We start from the raw sequence: 17,261 nt of genomic DNA on the forward strand, positions 1-17,261 counted from the left end.
GCCCGTCATGGTGCGCCCATGACCTTGACACTGACCCACAGCCTGCTCCTCATTGCCCTGCTAATCGCCGCCAGCGCCTTTTTCTCGATGGCGGAAATTTCCCTCGCCGCATCGCGCCGCCTGCGCCTGCGCCAGCTGGCCGACGAAGGTGATGCGCGCTCCGAACGCGTGCTGCAGGTGCAGGACCAGCCCGGCGAATACTTCACCGTGGTGCAGATCGGGCAGAACGCCGTCGCCATCCTGGGCGGCATCGTCGGCGAGGGGGCACTGAGCCCCCACTTCGGCGCCCTGCTGGCGCTGTGGCTGCCCGAGAGCACGGCCCAGACCCTGGGCTTCGTGGGCTCCTTCCTGGCCGTGACCTCGCTGTTCATCCTGTTTGCCGACCTGCTGCCCAAACGCCTGGGCATGGCTCACCCGGAGGTGGTGGCGCTGCGCGTGGTGCGCCCCATGCAGGGCTGCATGGCGTTGTTCCGCCCCATTGTCTGGTTCTACAACCGCAGCGCCGACCTGCTGCTGCGCCTGACCGGCCTGCCCAGCCAGCGCGACGACCGCATCACGCCCGAGGACATCCTGGCCATGACCGAGGCCGGCGCGCGCGCCGGCGTGCTGGCCGCGCCGGAGCAGCAGGTGATCGCCAACGTGTTCGAGCTCGATTCGCGCAGCGTGACCTCGGCCATGACGCTGCGCGAGCGCATCGCCTTCTTCCGGCGCGACGACACCGACAAGCTGATCCGCGCGCGCATCGCCGCCGAGCCCTTTTCCACCTACCCCGTGTGCGACGGCGACATCGACCATGTGGTGGGCTATGTGGACGCCAAGGACCTGTTCCAGCGCGCGCTGAACAACCTGCCCATCTCGCTGGCCGACGAGGGCCTGGTACGCAAGGTGCTGATCGTGCCCGACCGCCTGTCGCTGGCCGAGGTGCTGACGCATTTCCGCCAGGTGCACGAGGACTTCGCCGTCATCGTCAACGAGTACAGCCGGGTGGTGGGCGTGGTCACGCTGAACGATGTGATGAGCACGGTGATGGGCGACCTGGTTGGGCCGGCGGACGAGGAGCAGATCGTGCGCCGCGACGAAAACTCCTGGCTCATCGACGGCACGGCCCCCATCGAGGACGTGCTGCATGTGCTGCAACTCGACGAGCTGCCGCATGCCGAGGACTACGAAACCCTGGCCGGCTTCCTGATGGTGATGCTGCGCCGCGTGCCGCGGCGCACCGACAGCGTGACCGTTGGTGGCTACAAGTTCGAGGTGCTGGACGTGGATAGCTACCGCATTGACCAGGTCATGGTCTCGCGGCTCGTCGCTGCACCGGCCGAGGCTCAGGCCGACGCGGCGCGATCCTGAAAGTCCCAGCGGCGCTGCGCCGCGAACACCGCGTTCGGATAGGGTGGCTTGCCACGGCTGCCGTTGTAGCGGCCCAGCGCCATGTACAGGTCGCCCCCCTCGCGGTCCAGGTAGTGGCGCAGGATGACGCAGCCAAAGCGCAGGTTGGTCTGCATCTGGAACAACTTGCCTGCGTCGCCATCGCCGATCACGCGCGTCCAGAACGGCATGACCTGCATATAGCCGCGCGCACCCACGCTGGAGACGGCGAATTTGCGAAACGCACTCTCCACCTGGATCAGGCCCAGGACCAGGGACACATCCAACCCTGCGCGCTTGGACTCATACCAGACGGTCTGCAGGAAGTCGCGCCGCAGCTCCCAGTCGGGTTTTCTGGGGCGCAGACGCTCGCTCATGGCGCCCAGCCAGCGCAGGTAGGCCAGACGCGCCTCGGTGCTGGCAAACAGCGGCTCGGGCGGCCCCAGGTCGGCCACGGCGGAGCTGAGCGCGGTGCGCACGGAATCCATCAGCGGCTCTTCGAGCTGTCCGCCGGCATGCGCCGCCGTCGGCAGGCCCAGCCAGGCGGCGGGGCCTGCGGCCAGTGCCGCCAGGCAGGCGCGGCGCGGCAAACCCGCCGTCATGCCGCCACGCGCTCCTTCACATGGGCCAGGATCTCGGCCACGCCCACCTTGGTGGCGCTGGCGTCGCGGCGATGCTGGTATTCGACCTGGCCTTCCTTGAGGCCCTTGTCGCCAATGGTGATGCGGTGCGGCACGCCGATCAGTTCCCAGTCGGCAAACATGGCGCCGGGACGCTCGCCGCGGTCGTCCAGGATGACGTCGACCCCGGCGACCAGCAGTTCGCCATGCAGCTTCTCGGCCACGGCCTTGACCTCGGCGCTGCGGTCCATGCCGATGGGGCAGATCACCACGGTGAAGGGCGCGATCGCATCGGGCCAGATGATGCCGCGCTCGTCATGGTTCTGCTCGATGGCGGCGGCGGGCAGGCGGGTGATGCCGATGCCATAGCAGCCCATCTCGAAGAAGGCCGGCTTGCCGTCCTCGCCCAGGAAGGTGGCGTTCATGGCCCTGGAATACTTGGTGCCCAGGTAGAACACATGGCCGACCTCGATGCCGCGCTCGATGGCCAGCACCCCCTTGCCGTCGGGCGACAGGTCGCCCGCAACCACGTTGCGCAGGTCGGCCACCAGCTCGGGCTCGGGCAGGTCGCGGCCCCAGTTCACGCCGGTGATGTGGAAGTCTTCCTCGTTGGCACCGCAGACCCAGTCGGCCATCAGCGCCACTTCGCGGTCGGCGACGATCTTGACCGGTTGCAGCAGGCCGATGGGGCCGAGGTAGCCGGGCCTGGCACCGAAATGCGCCTCGATCTCGGCCACGGTGGCAAAGCGAAAGCCCTTGTCCAGGCCAGCCACCTTGGAAACCTTGATCTCGTTCATGTCATGGTCGCCGCGCAGCAGCAGCAACCAGACCTGGGACCGGGTGATCTCGCCTGCCTCGTTGGTCTCATCGGTGGCCAGCACCAGCGACTTGACGGTGGTGCACAAGGGCACGCCCAAAAGCTCTGCCACCTCGGCGCAGGTGGCCTTGCCGGGCGTCGGCGTCTTGGTCATGGGCGCGGCCGCGGCCGGGCGCGGGCCGGCGGGCGCCAGGGCCTCGGCCTTTTCCATATTGGCCGCGTAATCGCTCGCTGGGCAGTAGACGATGGCGTCCTCGCCCGTGGCGGCGATCACCTGGAACTCCTCGCTCAGGTCGCCGCCAATGGCGCCAGAGTCGGCCGCCACGGCACGGTAAGAGAGGCCGAAGCGGTCGAAGATGCGCCGGTAGGCCTGGGCCATCACCTGGTAGCTGGCCTTGGCCGCCGCCTGATCGCGGTCGAAGCTGTAGGCGTCCTTCATCGTGAACTCACGCCCGCGCATCAGGCCAAAACGCGGACGGCGCTCGTCGCGGAACTTGGTCTGGATCTGGTAGAGGTTCTTGGGCAGCTGCTTGTAGCTGCGCAGCTCCTGGCGCGCGATGTCAGTGACCACTTCCTCGCTCGTGGGCTGGATGATGAAGTCGCGCCCGTGGCGATCCTGGATGCGCAGCAGCTCCGGGCCCATCTTCTCGAAACGCCCGGTCTCTTGCCACAGCTCGGCGGGCTGCACCACGGGCATGGTGCATTCCACGGCGCCGGCGCGGTTCATCTCCTCGCGCACTATGGATTCGACCTTGCGGATCACGCGCAGCCCCATGGGCATGTAGCTGTAGATGCCTGCCCCCAGCTTCTTGATCAGGCCGGCCCGCATCATGAGTTTGTGGCTGACGACTTCGGCGTCCGCCGGAGCCTCTTTCAAGGTGGAAATGAAGAATTGGGAAGCTTTCATCGAACGCGCTCGGCAACTGTGGGCGCTTCGCTTGCCGCGTGCGGGGCAGCGTGCATAATGACCACAGTTTTAAAGAATTGGGGTTAGATTATGCTTGACCGGGACGGCTTCCGCCCAAACGTCGGCATCATCCTGCTCAACCAGAAAAACCAGGTATTCTGGGGCAAGCGCATACGCACCCACAGCTGGCAGTTCCCTCAAGGCGGCATAGACCGCGGAGAAAACCCGGAGCAGGCCATGTTCCGCGAACTGCACGAAGAGGTGGGACTGCAGCCCAATCAGGTACGTGTGATTGCCCGCACTCGGGACTGGTTGCGCTACGAGGTGCCTGACAGGTACATCCGCCGCGACGCGCGCGGCCACTATCGCGGACAGAAACAGATCTGGTACCTGCTGCAGCTGTTGGGTCACGACTGGGATCTGAACCTGCGCGCCACCGACCACCCAGAGTTCGACGCCTGGCGCTGGAACGACTACTGGGTGCCCCTGGATGTGGTGGTGGAGTTCAAGCGCGGCGTCTACGAGATGGCGCTGACCGAGCTGGCGCGCTTTCTGCCGCGCTTTGAACAGCGCAACCGCTACCTGCGCAGCGGCATGCGTGCACGCGACCCCGAAGGCAGCCAGGCATTGATGCATCGCGCCGGCTCGCTGCTGGTCAAGCCGGGCATGGAGTTGCCGCCCGGGGCGAGCTTTGATCCCGATCCGCAAAACAGCATGCCTGCGCCGCTGGCAGATACGCCGCACACCACACCGCGCAAGTAAGATCGTAAACACGCCCTAAGAGCCTGTTCAAAGTCACGACAGTCGGCGCGGCGCAGCCGCTGTCAGGACACCACCATGTTGTCGCGGTGCACCATTTCCGGCTCGGCCGCATAGCCCAGCAGACGCTCGAATTCTGACGAGGGCTTGCGGCACAGCAGGCGCGCCTCGGCGCTCGCGTAGTTGGCCAGGCCGCGGGCGATCTCGGCACCGCCCGCGTCGCGCACGGCGATCACGTCGCCGCGCACGAAATCTCCTTCCACGGCCACCATGCCTATGGGCAGCAGGCTCTTGCCCTCATCGCGCAATTTGACCGCCGCACCGGCATCCACGGTCACCGCGCCACGCAGCTGCAAATGGTCCACCATCCATTGCTTGCGCGCCTGCTGTTTCTGTGTCTGCGCCACCAGCAGCGTCCCTATGGCCTCGCCGCGCGCCAGGCGCAGCAGCACGTCGGGCTCACGCCCCCAGGCGATCACGGTGGAGGCACCCGAGCCCGCCGCACGCTTGGCCGCTACTATTTTTGTCAGCATGCCGCCCTTGCCTATGCTGGAGCCCGCGCCGCCGGCCATGACCTCCAGCGCCGGGTCGCCGGCCTTGGCCTCATGCACGAACTGCGCCTGCGGATCGCGCCGCGGGTCGGCGGTGTACAAGCCTTTCTGGTCGGTCAGTATGACCAGGGCGTCGGCCTCCACCAGGTTGGCCACCAGGGCGCCCAGGGTGTCGTTGTCACCGAATTTGATCTCGTCCGTGACCACGGTGTCGTTTTCGTTGATCACCGGCACCACGCCCAACTGCAGCAGGGTCAACAGGGTGGAGCGGGCATTCAGGTAGCGCTCACGGTCGGCCAGGTCGGCGTGGGTCAGCAGCACCTGGGCGCTGCCCATGGCCTGCTCGCGCAGCTTGGTCTCGTACATCTGCGCCAGGCCCATCTGCCCCACGGCGGCGGCGGCCTGCAGTTCATGGATTTCGCTGGGGCGGCTGGACCAGCCCAGGCGCTTCATGCCCTCGGCGACGGCGCCGCTGGAGACCATGATGACCTCTCGCGGCGCACCACCCTCGCCGCGCACCAGGGCCGCGAGCTGGCGGCTCCACTCGCCAATGGCGACCTCGTCCAGGCCGCGCCCCTCATTGGTGACAAGGCTGGAGCCCACTTTAACCACGATGCGACGTGCGTCGCGCAAGACACTGGAAACCATTTTGATCAAAATATTGCTCTAGCGCTTATACAAAAAGCGCATAAAGCTATTGAAAATATAGCAAATCAAACAAGCATCAGCCTTGGGAATCTTGTCCGGCAAACCTGGGGTCTATCTCGGCCGGGGCATTTTGCGCCAGTTGCTGGGCATGTACATGCTGGTAGATCGCCTTCACCAGGGGATCGCAGCCCTCGCGCGTCAGGGCCGAGATCTCAAACACCGGCCCCTTCCACTTGAAGCGCTTGACGAAGTCCTTGACGCGCGCGGCGCGCTCCTCGGCGGGCACCATATCCAGCTTGTTGAGCACCAGCCAGCGCGGCTTCTCATAAAGCTGGGCATCGTACTTCTTGAGCTCGGCCACGATGGCCTTGGCCTGCGCCACGGGATCGATGGCGTCATCGAAGGGCGCCATGTCCACCACGTGCAGCAGCAGCCGCGTGCGCTGCAGGTGGCGCAGGAACTGGTGGCCCAGACCCGCGCCCTCGGACGCGCCCTCGATCAGGCCAGGGATGTCGGCGACCACAAAGCTTTGCTCGGGCCCCACACGTACCACACCCAGATTGGGGTGCAGCGTGGTGAACGGGTAGTCGGCGATCTTTGGCCGCGCGTTGGAAACCGCGGCGATGAAGGTGGACTTGCCGGCATTGGGCATGCCCAGCAGCCCCACGTCCGCCAACACCTTCAGCTCAAGCTTCAGATTCTTGCGCTCGCCGGGCCAGCCCGGCGTCTTCTGGCGTGGCGCGCGGTTGATGGCACTCTTGAAGCGCAGGTTGCCGAAACCGCCGTCACCGCCCTTGGCAATAGTGACCACTTCGCCCGGCGTGAGCAGTTCATATAGCAGCTCGCCGGTATTCGCATCGCTGATGATGGTGCCCACCGGCATCTTGAGCGTGATGTCGCTGCCTGCCGCACCAAACATGTCCGAACCCTTGCCATGTTCGCCGCGCTTGGCCTCGTGGCGGCGCGAGAAACGAAAGTCCACCAGGGTATTGAGATTGGGGTCGGCAACGGCAAACACATGGCCGCCCCGCCCGCCATCGCCGCCATCGGGCCCACCGAATTCCTTGTATTTTTCATGCCGAAACGACACGCAACCATTGCCACCGTCACCGGCGGCAATGTCGATAAAGGCTTCATCGACGAACTTCATGGGTATCCAGTTTACAAAACCGCCCCCACGCTGCCCGATGGGCCGTGGGTGCTATCGCCGGGTGTCTTCACTGAAGCCGCACCCGCGCTGAAAACAACAAAGCCCCGACAAGTCGGGGCTTTGCAATCGCATCAATGATGCAGCAGGCCTTAGGCCTGTGTCACGCTGACCGTGTGCTTGGACAATGCGCCCTTCGTGCTGAAGGATACATGACCGTCCACCAGGGCGAACAGCGTGTGATCCTTGCCCACGCCGACGTTCACGCCAGGGTGGATGCGCGTGCCGCGTTGACGCACGATGATGGAGCCTGCGCTGATCAGCTCACCACCGTAAGCCTTCACACCAAGCATCTTGGGCTTGGAATCGCGCCCGTTTCGCGTAGAGCCGCCGCCTTTTTTCTGTGCCATGACTAAAGCTCCTTAGCTGTTCAAGCGGCAATCGCCTGGATCTGCAGCTCGGTGAACTGCTGGCGATGGCCTTGGTGCTTTGCGTAGTGCTTGCGACGACGCAGCTTGAAGATGCGCACCTTGTCGTGCTTGCCATGGGCCACGACCGTGGCCTTCACCGTTGCGCCGGACACCAGGGGCGTGCCCACCTTGAGTTCAGCGCCGTTGCCGACTGCCAAAACCTGGTCGATCACGATTTCCTGGCCCACTTCCGCAGCAATCTGTTCTACCTTAATTTTTTCGCCGGCAGCAACGCGATACTGCTTGCCACCGGTTTTTATGACCGCGTACATGTAAACCTCATCTGAGTTGGAATTCTGTAAGACGAATTTCTACAGAGCCCGTAATTCTACTACGTTCGAAACGAACACGCTACACCATGGTACACCGGCCCTGTGCACTCCAGGAGCGCCACAACCACTTCATATAATCTCCGATTTCCCTTCACACCAACAAACACCTTGGCCGCCAACTCCCCCAGCACCGCCGCCACCCTCGCCCTGATTGCCGACGACATGCGGGAGGTGGACAAGGTCATTGCATTGCGCCTTCAATCGTCCGTTCCGCTGGTGGGTGAAGTGGCCCGCTACATCATTTCGGCCGGCGGCAAGCGCCTGCGCCCGGCACTCTTGTTGCTGATGAGTGGCGCCCTCGGCTACCAGGGGGCACAGCGCTTCAACCTGGCCGCCGTGGTGGAGCTTATTCACACTGCCACCCTGCTGCACGACGATGTGGTGGATGAATCCACCCTGCGCCGCGGCCGCCCCACGGCCAACGAAAGCTTCGGCAATCCCGCCAGCGTGCTGGTGGGTGATTTTCTACACACCCGCTCATTCCAGATGATGGTGGACACGCATAGCCTGCGTGTGATGGAAGTGCTGGCCGACGCAACCAACGTGATCGCCGAGGGCGAGGTCCAGCAGCTCATGAACGCCCATGATGCATCCCTGGACGAGGCAGGATACCTCAACGTCATACGCTCCAAGACCGCCAAGCTGTTCGAGGCCAGCGCACGGCTCGCCGCTATCTTGGCCGGCAGTACACCCGACATCGAACAGGCCTGCGCCGACTACGGCCAGGCTCTGGGCACAGCCTTCCAGGTCATCGACGATGTGCTTGACTACGACGGCGACGCCCAGGAAATGGGGAAAAACCTGGGTGACGACCTGCGCGAAGGCAAGGTGACGCTGCCGGTCATCATCGCCATGCAGCGCTGCACTGCCGAGCAGCGGGAACTGCTGCGCAACGTGATTGCGACCGGCTCCACCGATGAACTGCAACGCGTCGTGGCCATCATCCGAGACACGGGCGCCCTTACCGCCACCCGCAAAGCCGCCGCCACACAGGCCCAATTGGCGATGGATGCCGCAGCCAAGCTGCCAATCAATTCATACAGCGAAGGTTTGCTACAATTGGCGGCTCAGCTTCTTGAGCGCCGAACTTGAGTTTTGGTCGCTCAAAGACACATCGGGGTGTAGCTTAGCCTGGTAGAGCGCTACGTTCGGGACGTAGAGGCCGGAGGTTCGAATCCTCTCACCCCGACCAGAAATACCTTGCAAATCAAGGACTTAGAACAGCCGCCACGACGCGGCTGTTTTGCTTTCTGGCGCTTCTGTGCCAATTCTGCGCCAAACGGCCGGGATTCAACGGCACCGCAAGCGGGTCCGTATAAGCACACTGCCTACAAATGAAAGAGACACAAAATAAAAGCCTGTACCGCCCATGTGATGGGCGGTACAGGCTCTCATATCGATAGTGGCAGGGTCAATCGACAATCAATCGACCGTGGCGCCCGACTCCTTCACCACCTTGCCCCACTTGGTGCTTTCGCTCTTGATGAAGGCAGCAAACTGCGCCGGCGTCTCGGCCACTACGTCGCCACCCTGCTCGGCGATCTTCTTCTTTACGTCGGCCTGATTCAGCACCTTGATCAGCGCGGCGTTGAGCTTGTCCAGCACCGGCTTCGGGGTGGCGGCCGGCGCGAACATGCCAAACCAGGAGGTGGCCTCGTAGCCCGGCACGCCGGCCTCGGCGATGGTGGGCACGTCGGGCAGCTCGGGGGAGCGCTTGGCCGTGGTCACGGCGATGGGGCGCAGCTTGCCCGAGCGCACATGCTGGATGGCCGAGGGCATGTTGTCGAACATGATGGAAGTCTGGCCGCCCAGCAGGTCGGTCATGGCCGGCGCGCTGCCCTTGTAGGGCACATGCAGCAGGTCGGTGCCGGTCATGCTCTTGAACAGTTCGCCCGACACGTGCGGCGACGCGCCGCTGCCGGGCGAGCCAAAGGTGATCTTGCCGGGGTTGGCCTTGGCGTAGGCAATCATTTCCTTGACGGTCTTGAAGGGCTGGCTCGGGTGGGCCACCAGCAGGTTGGGCACCGTGGCCACGCGCGACAGCGGGGCAAAGTCCTTCACCGGGTCGAAGGGCATCTTCTTGTACAGCGCCTGGTTGATGGCGTGCGTGCCCACCGTGCCCATGAACAGGGTGTAGCCGTCGGGCGCGGCCTTGGCGGCCAGCGATCCACCAATGTTGCCGCCCGCGCCGGGCTTGTTGTCCACCACGACGGGCTGGCCCAGCTCGGCCGTCAGGCCCTGGCCGACGATGCGCGCCAGGATGTCGGTGGTGCCGCCGGCCGAGAACGGCACGATGATGGTCACGGGCTTGGTGGGGTAGTTCTGCGCGGCGGCGCCCAGGGGCAGCGCGCCGGCGGCGGCCACGGCCAGGCTGGCCAGCAGGGTGCGGCGTGCGATGTAACGGTGTTGGGTCATGGTGTTTCCTGTGTCGGTCAAATGAAATGAAAGGGTGGCGGCACCGCCTGCGCTCACACGCGCTCCAGCACCACGGCAATGCCCTGGCCCACGCCTATGCACATGGTGCACAGCGCATAGCGCCCACCGAAGGTATGCAGCTGGTTCACGGCGGTGCTCGCCAGGCGCGCACCCGAGGCGCCCAGCGGGTGGCCCAGGGCGATCGCGCCGCCCCATTGGTTCACGCGCTTGTCATCGTCGGCAATGCCCAGATCGCGCAGCACGGCCAGGCCCTGGGCGGCGAAGGCTTCGTTGAGTTCGATCACGTCCATTTGTGCCAGGCTCAGGCCGGTAAGTTCCAGCACCTTGCGCACGGCCGGGGCGGGCCCGAAGCCCATGATGCGCGGCGCCACGCCGGCCGTGGCCATGCCGACCACGCGGGCGCGCGGCGTCAGCCCGTATTGCTTGGCGGCCGCCTCATTGGCCAGCAGCAGGGCGCAGGCACCGTCGTTCACGCCGCTGGCATTGCCTGCCGTGACCGTGCCGTCAGGACGCACCACGCCCTTGAGTTTGGCCAGCGCCTCCAGCGTGGTGGCGCGCGGGTGCTCGTCCTGGCTGACGACGATGGGCTCGCCCTTCTTCTGCGCCAGCGTCACGGGCACGATCTCGCGCGCCAGGTGGCCGGCGGCGATGGCGGCGGCGGCCTTTTGCTGGCTCGCCAGGGCCATGCGGTCCTGGGCCTCGCGCTCGATCTTGAAATCGTCAGCCACGTTCTCGGCCGTCTCGGGCATGGAGTCCACGCCGTACTGCGCCTTCATCAGCTTGTTGACGAAGCGCCAGCCGATCGTGGTGTCGTACACGGCGTTGCTGCGGCTGAAGGCCGTGTCCGCCTTGGGCATGACGAACGGGGCGCGGCTCATGCTCTCCACGCCGCCGGCAATCATCAGGCGCGCTTCACCCGACTTGATGGCACGCGCGGCGGAGCCCACGGCGTCCAGGCCCGAGCCGCACAGGCGGTTGATGGTGGCGCCGGGCACGGCTATGGGCAGGCCCGCCAGCAGGACCGCCATGCGGGCCACGTTGCGGTTGTCCTCGCCGGCCTGGTTGGCGCAGCCGTAAAGCACGTCGTCCACCGCCTTCCAGTCCACGCCGGGGTTGCGCTCCATCAGCGCCTTGATGGGCAGGGCGCCCAGATCGTCGGTGCGCACGCCGGCGAGCGCACCGCCGTAGCGGCCGAAGGGGGTGCGGATGGCGTCGCAGATGAAGGCTTGGGTCATGGTGTCTCGCAGGAGGTGAATTTAAAAAAGTGAGCTGCCAACGCTTTATGGACAAGCGCTGGAGGCCTATTTGATACTTATTGCTGAATAGCGGGCTGGATCGGCAGGCCGACGATGCGCTCGAGCTCCTCGTGCGACAGGCCCGGCACGGTGTCGATCAGGCGCAGGCCTTCGGCAGTGCATTCCAGCGTGCACAGGTCGGTGTAGATGCGCTTGACGCAGGCCAGGCCGGTGAGCGGGTAGCTGCATTCCTTGACCACCTTGCACTCGCCGGTCTTGGTCAGCAGGTCCATCATCACCCAGGTGGACTTGGCGCCCACGGCCAGGTCCATGGCGCCGCCCACGGCGGGAATGGCGCCGGGCTCGCCCGTGCTCCAGTTGGCCAGGTCGCCCGTGCTTGATACCTGGAAGGCACCGAGCACGCAGATGTCCAGATGGCCGCCGCGCATCATGGCGAAGCTGTCGGCGTGGTGGAAATAGCAGCCGCCGGGCAGCAGCGTCACGGGCTGCTTGCCGGCATTCGTCAGGTCATAGTCCTCCTGGCCCGCGGCAGGCGCCGGGCCCATGCCCAGGATGCCGTTCTCGGAATGCAGCACCACCTCGCGCCCGGCCGGCAGGTGATTCGCCACCAGGGTCGGCTGGCCAATGCCCAGGTTCACATAGGCACCGTCGAAAATGTCCTGGGCCACGCGTGCGGCCAGTTCGTTCTTGCTTCGTTTTTGATAGTTGCTCACGCTTTTATCTCCTGCGCTTGAGGCGTTTTATTACCTGATACCACCGGCCTTGGTGGCGACACGCGGCACCTTGACCACCTGGCTCACGAAGATGCCGGGGGTGACCACGGCCTCGGGGTCCAGCTCGCCCAGCTCCACCAGCTCATGCACGGTGGCCACGGTGTGCTTGGCGGCCATGGCGCACACGGGGCCGAAGTTGCGCGCCGACATGCGGTAGATCAGGTTGCCCCAGCGGTCGCCCTTTTCGGCCTTGACCAGCGCCACGTCGCCGTAGATGGGGTACTCGAGCACATAGTGCTTGCCGTTGATCTCGCGCGTCTCCTTGCCCTTGGCCAGTTCGGTGCCATAGGCCGTGGGGCAGAAGAAGGCGCCCACGCCGGCGCCGGCGGCGCGCATGCGCTCAGCCAGGTTGCCCTGGGGCACGAGTTCGAGTTCGATCTTGCCGCTGCGGTAGAGCTCGTCGAACACATAGCTGTCGGCCTGGCGCGGAAAGCTGCAGATGATCTTGCGCACCTGGCCGCTTTTCAGCAGCGCCGCCAGGCCCGCGTCGCCATTGCCGGCGTTGTTGTTGACCACGGTGAGCTCGCGCGCGCCATGGGCAATCAGGCCGTCGATCAGCTCGATCGGGTTGCCCGAAGTACCAAAGCCGCCAATCAGCACCGTGGCGCCGTCCTGCACGCCCGACAGCGCCTGGGCGACCGAATCCGCAATCTTGTTGATCATGTCTCGTCGTGTAGTGAAGAAAAGAGAAGCCGGCCCGGGGCCGGCGTGATTTGTTCGTATATAGAACAAATGTTCGTATAATGAATTCTAGGACAAATCGCCATGATTGACACCCCCCTCCCCATCCGTAATCCCCACAAACCAGGGGACAACTACGTGCAATCCTTTGCGCGCGGCCTGGAGGTGATCCGCTCCTTCAGTGCCAGCGCGCCGCAGCAGACGCTGAGCGAGGTGGCCGCGCGCACCGGGCTCACGCGCGCCGGGGCGCGGCGCATCCTGCTCACGCTGCAGACCCTGGGCTACCTGGAGAGCGACGGCCGGCTGTTCCGACTCACGCCGCGCATCCTGGACCTGGGCTTCGCCTACCTGAGCTCGATGCCGATCTGGGACCTGGCCGAGCCGCTGATGGAGGCCCTCACCGACCGCGTGCGCGAGTCCTGCTCGGCCGCCGTGCTCGACGGCCTCGATATCGTCTACGTGCTGCGCGTGCACACCCACAAGATCATGAGCACCAACCTGGCCGTGGGCTCGCGCCTGCCGGCGTTCTGGACCTCCATGGGCCGAGTGCTGCTGGCCGCCCTGCCCGAAGACGAGTTGCGCGCGCGCCTGGCCCGCCTGCCGCGCCAGCCGTTCACGCGCCACACGGCGCTGGACGACGAGACGCTGCTGGCGCGCATCACCGAGGCGCGTGTCCAGGGCTGGTGCCTGGTGGACCAGGAGCTCGAGGAAGGCCTGATCTCGGTGGCCGCGCCGCTGAAGAACCGCGCGGGCGCCGTGGTCGCGGCGCTGAACATCAGCGGCCAGGCCAACCGCACCAGCATCGAGCTGCTGCGCGAGCAGCTGCTGCCCGAGCTGCTGGCCACCGCCCAGACCATCTCACGCATGCTGGGCACGCGGTAAGCTTAGCTCCCATGTTCAACCCCACCCAAGCCGACGTGCGCCGCTTTTTTTGCGCCGCCCATGCCAAGCAGCAGGCCGGCCAGCCCATGGACGCCATGGAGACGCTGGCCGCCCTGTGGATCGCCGAGCATCCCGAGTACCACGCCGAGCTGGCCGACGTGGACGCCGCCCTGGTGCGCAACTACGACGAGACGCCGACGCGCACCAACCCCTTCCTGCACCTGTCCATGCACCTGTCGATCAGCGAGCAGTGCAGCATCGACCAGCCGCGCGGCATACGCCAGGCCGTGGAGCTGCTCAGCCGCCGCCTGGACTCACTGCACGACGCCCACCACGCGGCCATGGAATGCCTGGGCACCATGCTGTGGGAGGCGCAGCGCGCGGGCCGCGCGCCCGACGGCGACGCCTATGTCGCATGCGTGCAGCGCCGCGCCACGCGCGACTGAGCCTCCTGCCCGCGCTGGACGGCCTGGGGTGCGTCATGCGGGTAGACCAGCACATCGCAAGCCACGCCGGCCAACAGGCGCCGCACCATGCCACCCCGCAGCACATGGCCCAGCCAGCCGCGGCGCTGCTGCGCGAGCGCCACCAGGTCCGCACCCGAGCGATGCTGCTGCACGGCCAGTTGCCGCGCCGCATCCTGCGCGCTCATGCGCAGTTTCAAGCCAACGCGATTGCGCCGCGCATCGAACACGTCCGACAGGCGCACGCGTCGCTCCCGCCCCAGACGGCGCAGCTCGTCGCGATAGGCCTGCAGCATATCGGCCACACCCGACGCAAGCTGCTCATGCATGCCGGGTTTATGAAACAGCTCCACCCCGGCCGCCGCGTCCAGCGCCCCGGCATAGCGCACCAGTGCCCTGGCAGCGGGCGACGCATCCACGTCCACCAGCACATGGGCGTAGGCGCCCTGCGCGTCCTGCCGCACCACCAGCACCGGGCAGGGGCTCGAGTGCAGCAGTTGCGCCAGGATGCCGCCGCGCCACCAGACGGCCAGACCCGCAACCAGGCCTCCATGCAAGACCAGCAGATCGGCATCCCGCGCCGCATGCAGGACGACTTCGGCCACGCCCACGTCACCATGGTCCAGTGCCGTCACGGGCACATCGTGGCGGCGCGCCAGCTGGCGCGCACGCTGCTCCAGCCGCGCCTGGGGATCGACGAACTTCGGATCCCGCACCTCGGCGCCATACAGGATGTGCAGCCGCGCCTGGTGCGCAACCGCCAGCAGCGCGGCGCGCTCCAGCGCCTGCTCGGCGACAGAGGAAAAATCGGTGAGGGCCACAATGGTGTGAAGGCGCATGCTGCAAGACTCCTGTTCGCTCAGACGGGGACGATGGCAGGCCGCAAGGCATGCCGTGGGCAAGGCGTCGACGACGAAAGTGGCGCATCAAGAATGGCCGGGCGCATGGCGCGCACAAGACCCTGGCACACCCATGCGGTGAGCCCGGCGGTACTGCGTGACGCTTGAGATCGGGACAGGAGAGGAACCGCCGGGCCTAGGGATGCGGGGCCGGCGCCGCGGGCTTCAAGGCACCGTCCCTGCGCATGGCGCGCGCCATCGCCGCGACTGCCGATGCAAGCCGCGCGATACGCACACAGGGGGTGGAAACCAGAAAACGCATGGGCGCTATTGTAAAAAATAACCCTATGAGCGACAAGGATTCCAGCATGCTTCGTGCCAGATAAGCGCGTGCATTTGACAAAACTGCAAATGCGCCAGCGGGCCTTGGCTACGCTGCGGCGCAATGCCGCCGCCTCAACGGAACCGCCGCTCGGGCACCACCTGCAGGCTGCCGTCCAGCGAGCCCACATAAGCCGCCAGGGCCTTGAGCTCGGCATTGGTGAACTGCTTGGCAATGCCGGCCATCACGCCATTGGAGCGCCCCACATAGGCGCCCTGATCGCCCTTGTAGGACTTCAGGGCCACGAACAGGTAGTCGGCATATTGACCCGCGATCTTGGGATAGGACGGATCGATGGGCTTGGAGAAGTTCTCGCCATGGCAGGACACGCAGGCGCCCTTTTGCAGCAGCTGCGCCACCTGGGCATCGGGCTCGCGCGCGGGCCTGGGCTGCAGCTCGCCCGGCTTGCCATGTTCGGCGTAGTAGGCGGCCAGGTCGGCAATGTCCTGCTCGGTCAGCGTGTCGGCAATGCCGCGCATGGTGGGGTGCTTGCGCTCGCCCTTCTTGTAGGCCTGGAGTGCCGATTCGATATATCTGCCACCCTGGCCCGAGATCATCGGCACCTTGTGCACCTGCGGAAAGGTGGCCTGATAGCCCGGAATGCCGTGACAGCCAATGCACATGGCAATCTTGCCCGCGCCGGCCTTGGCATCGCCCTTGATCTCCTGGGCGCCAAGCAAGCCGGTCGCACAAGCGACAGACAGGCCCAGTAGGGTGGTCAGTGTTTTATTCATTTTGCGCGCACAATCAGACGATTGGTTGTCTCCGCGATCCTGGTCGCAAATGATTATAGGTAGTGCTTGTCAAGCCTTTTCATCAACGATTTCCCTATCCCAAGGCCCATGAAGTTCCAAGGTTCACAGAATTACGTTGCCACGCAAGACCTGATGCTGGCCGTCAACGCCGCCATCAAACTGCAGCGTCCGCTGCTCGTCAAGGGCGAACCCGGCACGGGCAAGACCATGCTCGCCGAGGAGGTGGCGCAGGCGCTGGACATGCCGCTGCTGCAATGGCACATCAAGTCCACCACCAAGGCGCAGCAGGGCCTGTACGAATACGACGCGGTAAGCCGCCTGCGCGACTCGCAGCTGGGCGACGAACGCGTCAAGGACATCCACAACTACATCGTCAAGGGCGTGCTGTGGCAGGCGTTCACGGCCGATGAGCCCGTGGCGCTCTTGATCGACGAGATCGACAAGGCCGACATCGAATTCCCCAACGACCTGCTGCGCGAGCTCGACCGCATGGAGTTCTACTGCTACGAGACGCGCGAGATGGTGCGGGCCAAGCACCGGCCGCTGGTCTTCATCACCTCGAACAACGAGAAGGAACTGCCCGACGCCTTCCTGCGCCGCTGCTTCTTCCACTACATCAAGTTCCCCGAGGCCGAGACGATGAAGAAGATCGTCGACGTGCATTTCCCCACGCTCAAGGCCGAGCTCCTCGCGGTGGCCATGAAGACCTTCTACGACGTGCGCGGCCTGCCTGGGCTGAAGAAGAAGCCCTCGACCAGCGAGCTCATCGACTGGCTCAAGCTGCTGGTGGCCGAGGAGATCCCGCTTGAGGCCCTGCAAAGCCAGGACAACAAGGTCAGCGTGCCGCCGCTGGTGGGCGCGCTGCTGAAGAACGAGCAGGACGTGAGCCTGTTCGAGAAGCTGGTGTTCATGAACCAGCGCAACCGCTGACCCTTGGTACACAGGCATGAGCGCAGCACAACGCTTGTTGCTGGAAGGCTTGTCCGATGCCGCAGGCTTCGTGGTCGGCGCGCTCGCCGGCTACGGCGCAGGCCTGCTGCTGGGTCTGGACATCTTTCATGAAGGCTATGGCATGGCCAGCATCGCGGGCATCGCCCTCGTAGGCCTGGGTGGCGGCCTGGGGCTGCATGCAGCACGGCGCTGGCGCGCATCCCGCGCCGTCAAGGAATAGCCA

At 65.4% G+C, this 17,261-nt stretch carries 19 protein-coding genes and 1 tRNA gene; 8 read left to right on the plus strand and 12 right to left on the minus strand.

Annotated features, from left to right (window positions below; all coding sequences use genetic code 11):
* Positions 1–24 precede the first annotated feature (24 nt).
* A complete protein-coding gene (locus tag P7644_RS16295) occupies positions 25–1,350 on the plus strand; it encodes a hemolysin family protein (RefSeq protein WP_404303231.1) in 1,326 nt (441 codons plus the stop codon).
* Here the strand turns inward: P7644_RS16295 and P7644_RS16300 are convergent.
* Together P7644_RS16300 and P7644_RS16305 are read right to left on the minus strand one after the other, a co-directional pair.
* Positions 1,326–1,970, minus strand: coding sequence for a lytic transglycosylase domain-containing protein (locus P7644_RS16300; protein ID WP_404300292.1), 645 nt, complete (start codon positions 1,968–1,970; stop codon positions 1,326–1,328). The genes P7644_RS16295 and P7644_RS16300 overlap by 25 nt on opposite strands.
* Positions 1,967–3,712 carry a proline--tRNA ligase gene (locus P7644_RS16305; protein WP_404300293.1) on the minus strand — a complete coding sequence of 582 codons (1,746 nt, stop codon included), beginning with the start codon at positions 3,710–3,712 and terminating at the stop codon, positions 1,967–1,969. Before P7644_RS16305 ends, P7644_RS16300 begins: the two co-directional genes overlap by 4 nt.
* Positions 3,713–3,802: 90 nt before the next feature.
* Here P7644_RS16305 and P7644_RS16310 point away from each other — a divergent pair, with 90 nt between their 5' ends.
* Positions 3,803–4,474, plus strand: a complete 672-nt coding sequence (locus tag P7644_RS16310; RefSeq protein ID WP_404300294.1) for an RNA pyrophosphohydrolase — start codon at positions 3,803–3,805, stop codon at positions 4,472–4,474.
* A gap of 62 nt (positions 4,475–4,536) precedes the next feature.
* On the opposite strand, the gene proB is transcribed toward P7644_RS16310, so the two are convergent.
* The 4 genes from proB to rplU all read right to left on the minus strand — a co-directional run bounded on the left by proB (position 4,537) and on the right by rplU (position 7,559).
* Entirely contained in the window at positions 4,537–5,670 is a 1,134-nt protein-coding gene (gene proB, locus P7644_RS16315) for a glutamate 5-kinase (RefSeq protein WP_404300295.1), read from the minus strand.
* Positions 5,671–5,746: 76 nt separating this feature from the next.
* On the minus strand, positions 5,747–6,820 hold the full coding sequence (gene cgtA, locus P7644_RS16320; protein WP_404300296.1) for an Obg family GTPase CgtA: 1,074 nt from the start codon (positions 6,818–6,820) through the stop codon (positions 5,747–5,749).
* A gap of 149 nt (positions 6,821–6,969) precedes the next feature.
* Positions 6,970–7,227 carry a 50S ribosomal protein L27 gene (gene rpmA / locus P7644_RS16325; protein ID WP_404300297.1) on the minus strand — a complete coding sequence of 86 codons (258 nt, stop codon included), beginning with the start codon at positions 7,225–7,227 and terminating at the stop codon, positions 6,970–6,972.
* A 20-nt stretch (positions 7,228–7,247) separates the two neighbouring features.
* A complete protein-coding gene (gene rplU / locus P7644_RS16330) occupies positions 7,248–7,559 on the minus strand; it encodes a 50S ribosomal protein L21 (RefSeq protein ID WP_367066026.1) in 312 nt (103 codons plus the stop codon).
* Positions 7,560–7,727: 168 nt separating this feature from the next.
* On the opposite strand from rplU, the gene P7644_RS16335 reads away from it, so the two are divergent.
* Together P7644_RS16335 and P7644_RS16340 are read left to right on the plus strand one after the other, a co-directional pair.
* The gene (locus tag P7644_RS16335; protein WP_404300298.1) at positions 7,728–8,711 is read left to right on the plus strand and encodes a polyprenyl synthetase family protein; all 984 of its coding nucleotides are present in this window, start codon (positions 7,728–7,730) and stop codon (positions 8,709–8,711) included.
* Between the two features lie 23 nt (positions 8,712–8,734).
* A tRNA-Pro gene (locus tag P7644_RS16340) sits at positions 8,735–8,811 on the plus strand.
* A gap of 230 nt (positions 8,812–9,041) precedes the next feature.
* On the opposite strand, the gene P7644_RS16345 is transcribed toward P7644_RS16340, so the two are convergent.
* From P7644_RS16345 to P7644_RS16360, 4 genes are all read right to left on the minus strand, one after another.
* On the minus strand, positions 9,042–10,034 hold the full coding sequence (locus tag P7644_RS16345) for a Bug family tripartite tricarboxylate transporter substrate binding protein (RefSeq protein WP_404300299.1): 993 nt from the start codon (positions 10,032–10,034) through the stop codon (positions 9,042–9,044).
* A 53-nt stretch (positions 10,035–10,087) separates the two neighbouring features.
* Positions 10,088–11,290, minus strand: coding sequence for a 3-oxoadipyl-CoA thiolase (pcaF, locus tag P7644_RS16350; RefSeq protein ID WP_404300300.1), 1,203 nt, complete (start codon positions 11,288–11,290; stop codon positions 10,088–10,090).
* Between the two features lie 77 nt (positions 11,291–11,367).
* Positions 11,368–12,024, minus strand: coding sequence for a 3-oxoacid CoA-transferase subunit B (locus tag P7644_RS16355; protein WP_404300301.1), 657 nt, complete (start codon positions 12,022–12,024; stop codon positions 11,368–11,370).
* A 30-nt stretch (positions 12,025–12,054) separates the two neighbouring features.
* Complete coding sequence (locus P7644_RS16360) at positions 12,055–12,747, minus strand: 3-oxoacid CoA-transferase subunit A (RefSeq protein ID WP_404300302.1); 693 nt, start codon at positions 12,745–12,747, stop codon at positions 12,055–12,057.
* Positions 12,748–12,849: 102 nt separating this feature from the next.
* On the opposite strand from P7644_RS16360, the gene P7644_RS16365 reads away from it, so the two are divergent.
* Positions 12,850–13,647: an IclR family transcriptional regulator gene (locus tag P7644_RS16365; protein WP_404300303.1), complete on the plus strand. Its 798-nt coding sequence runs from the start codon at positions 12,850–12,852 to the stop codon at positions 13,645–13,647.
* An 11-nt stretch (positions 13,648–13,658) separates the two neighbouring features.
* Positions 13,659–14,093 carry a DUF1841 family protein gene (locus P7644_RS16370; RefSeq protein ID WP_404300304.1) on the plus strand — a complete coding sequence of 145 codons (435 nt, stop codon included), beginning with the start codon at positions 13,659–13,661 and terminating at the stop codon, positions 14,091–14,093.
* Here the strand turns inward: P7644_RS16370 and P7644_RS16375 are convergent.
* Both P7644_RS16375 and P7644_RS16380 read right to left on the minus strand, forming a co-directional pair.
* Entirely contained in the window at positions 14,054–14,950 is an 897-nt protein-coding gene (locus P7644_RS16375) for a universal stress protein (protein WP_404300305.1), read from the minus strand. The two genes, P7644_RS16370 and P7644_RS16375, sit on opposite strands and share 40 nt — an antisense overlap.
* 456 nt (positions 14,951–15,406) lie before the next feature.
* The gene (locus tag P7644_RS16380; protein WP_404300306.1) at positions 15,407–16,066 is read right to left on the minus strand and encodes a c-type cytochrome; all 660 of its coding nucleotides are present in this window, start codon (positions 16,064–16,066) and stop codon (positions 15,407–15,409) included.
* Between the two features lie 108 nt (positions 16,067–16,174).
* Between P7644_RS16380 and P7644_RS16385 the strand changes: the two genes are divergently transcribed.
* Positions 16,175–17,017 carry an AAA family ATPase gene (locus P7644_RS16385; protein ID WP_404300307.1) on the plus strand — a complete coding sequence of 281 codons (843 nt, stop codon included), beginning with the start codon at positions 16,175–16,177 and terminating at the stop codon, positions 17,015–17,017.
* Between the two features lie 16 nt (positions 17,018–17,033).
* Positions 17,034–17,258: a hypothetical protein gene (locus P7644_RS16390; RefSeq protein WP_404300308.1), complete on the plus strand. Its 225-nt coding sequence runs from the start codon at positions 17,034–17,036 to the stop codon at positions 17,256–17,258.
* The last annotated feature ends 3 nt before the right edge of the window (positions 17,259–17,261 follow it).

It is taken from the genome of Alicycliphilus denitrificans (assembly GCF_044792555.1).
Lineage (GTDB): Bacteria > Pseudomonadota > Gammaproteobacteria > Burkholderiales > Burkholderiaceae_C > Alicycliphilus > Alicycliphilus denitrificans_A.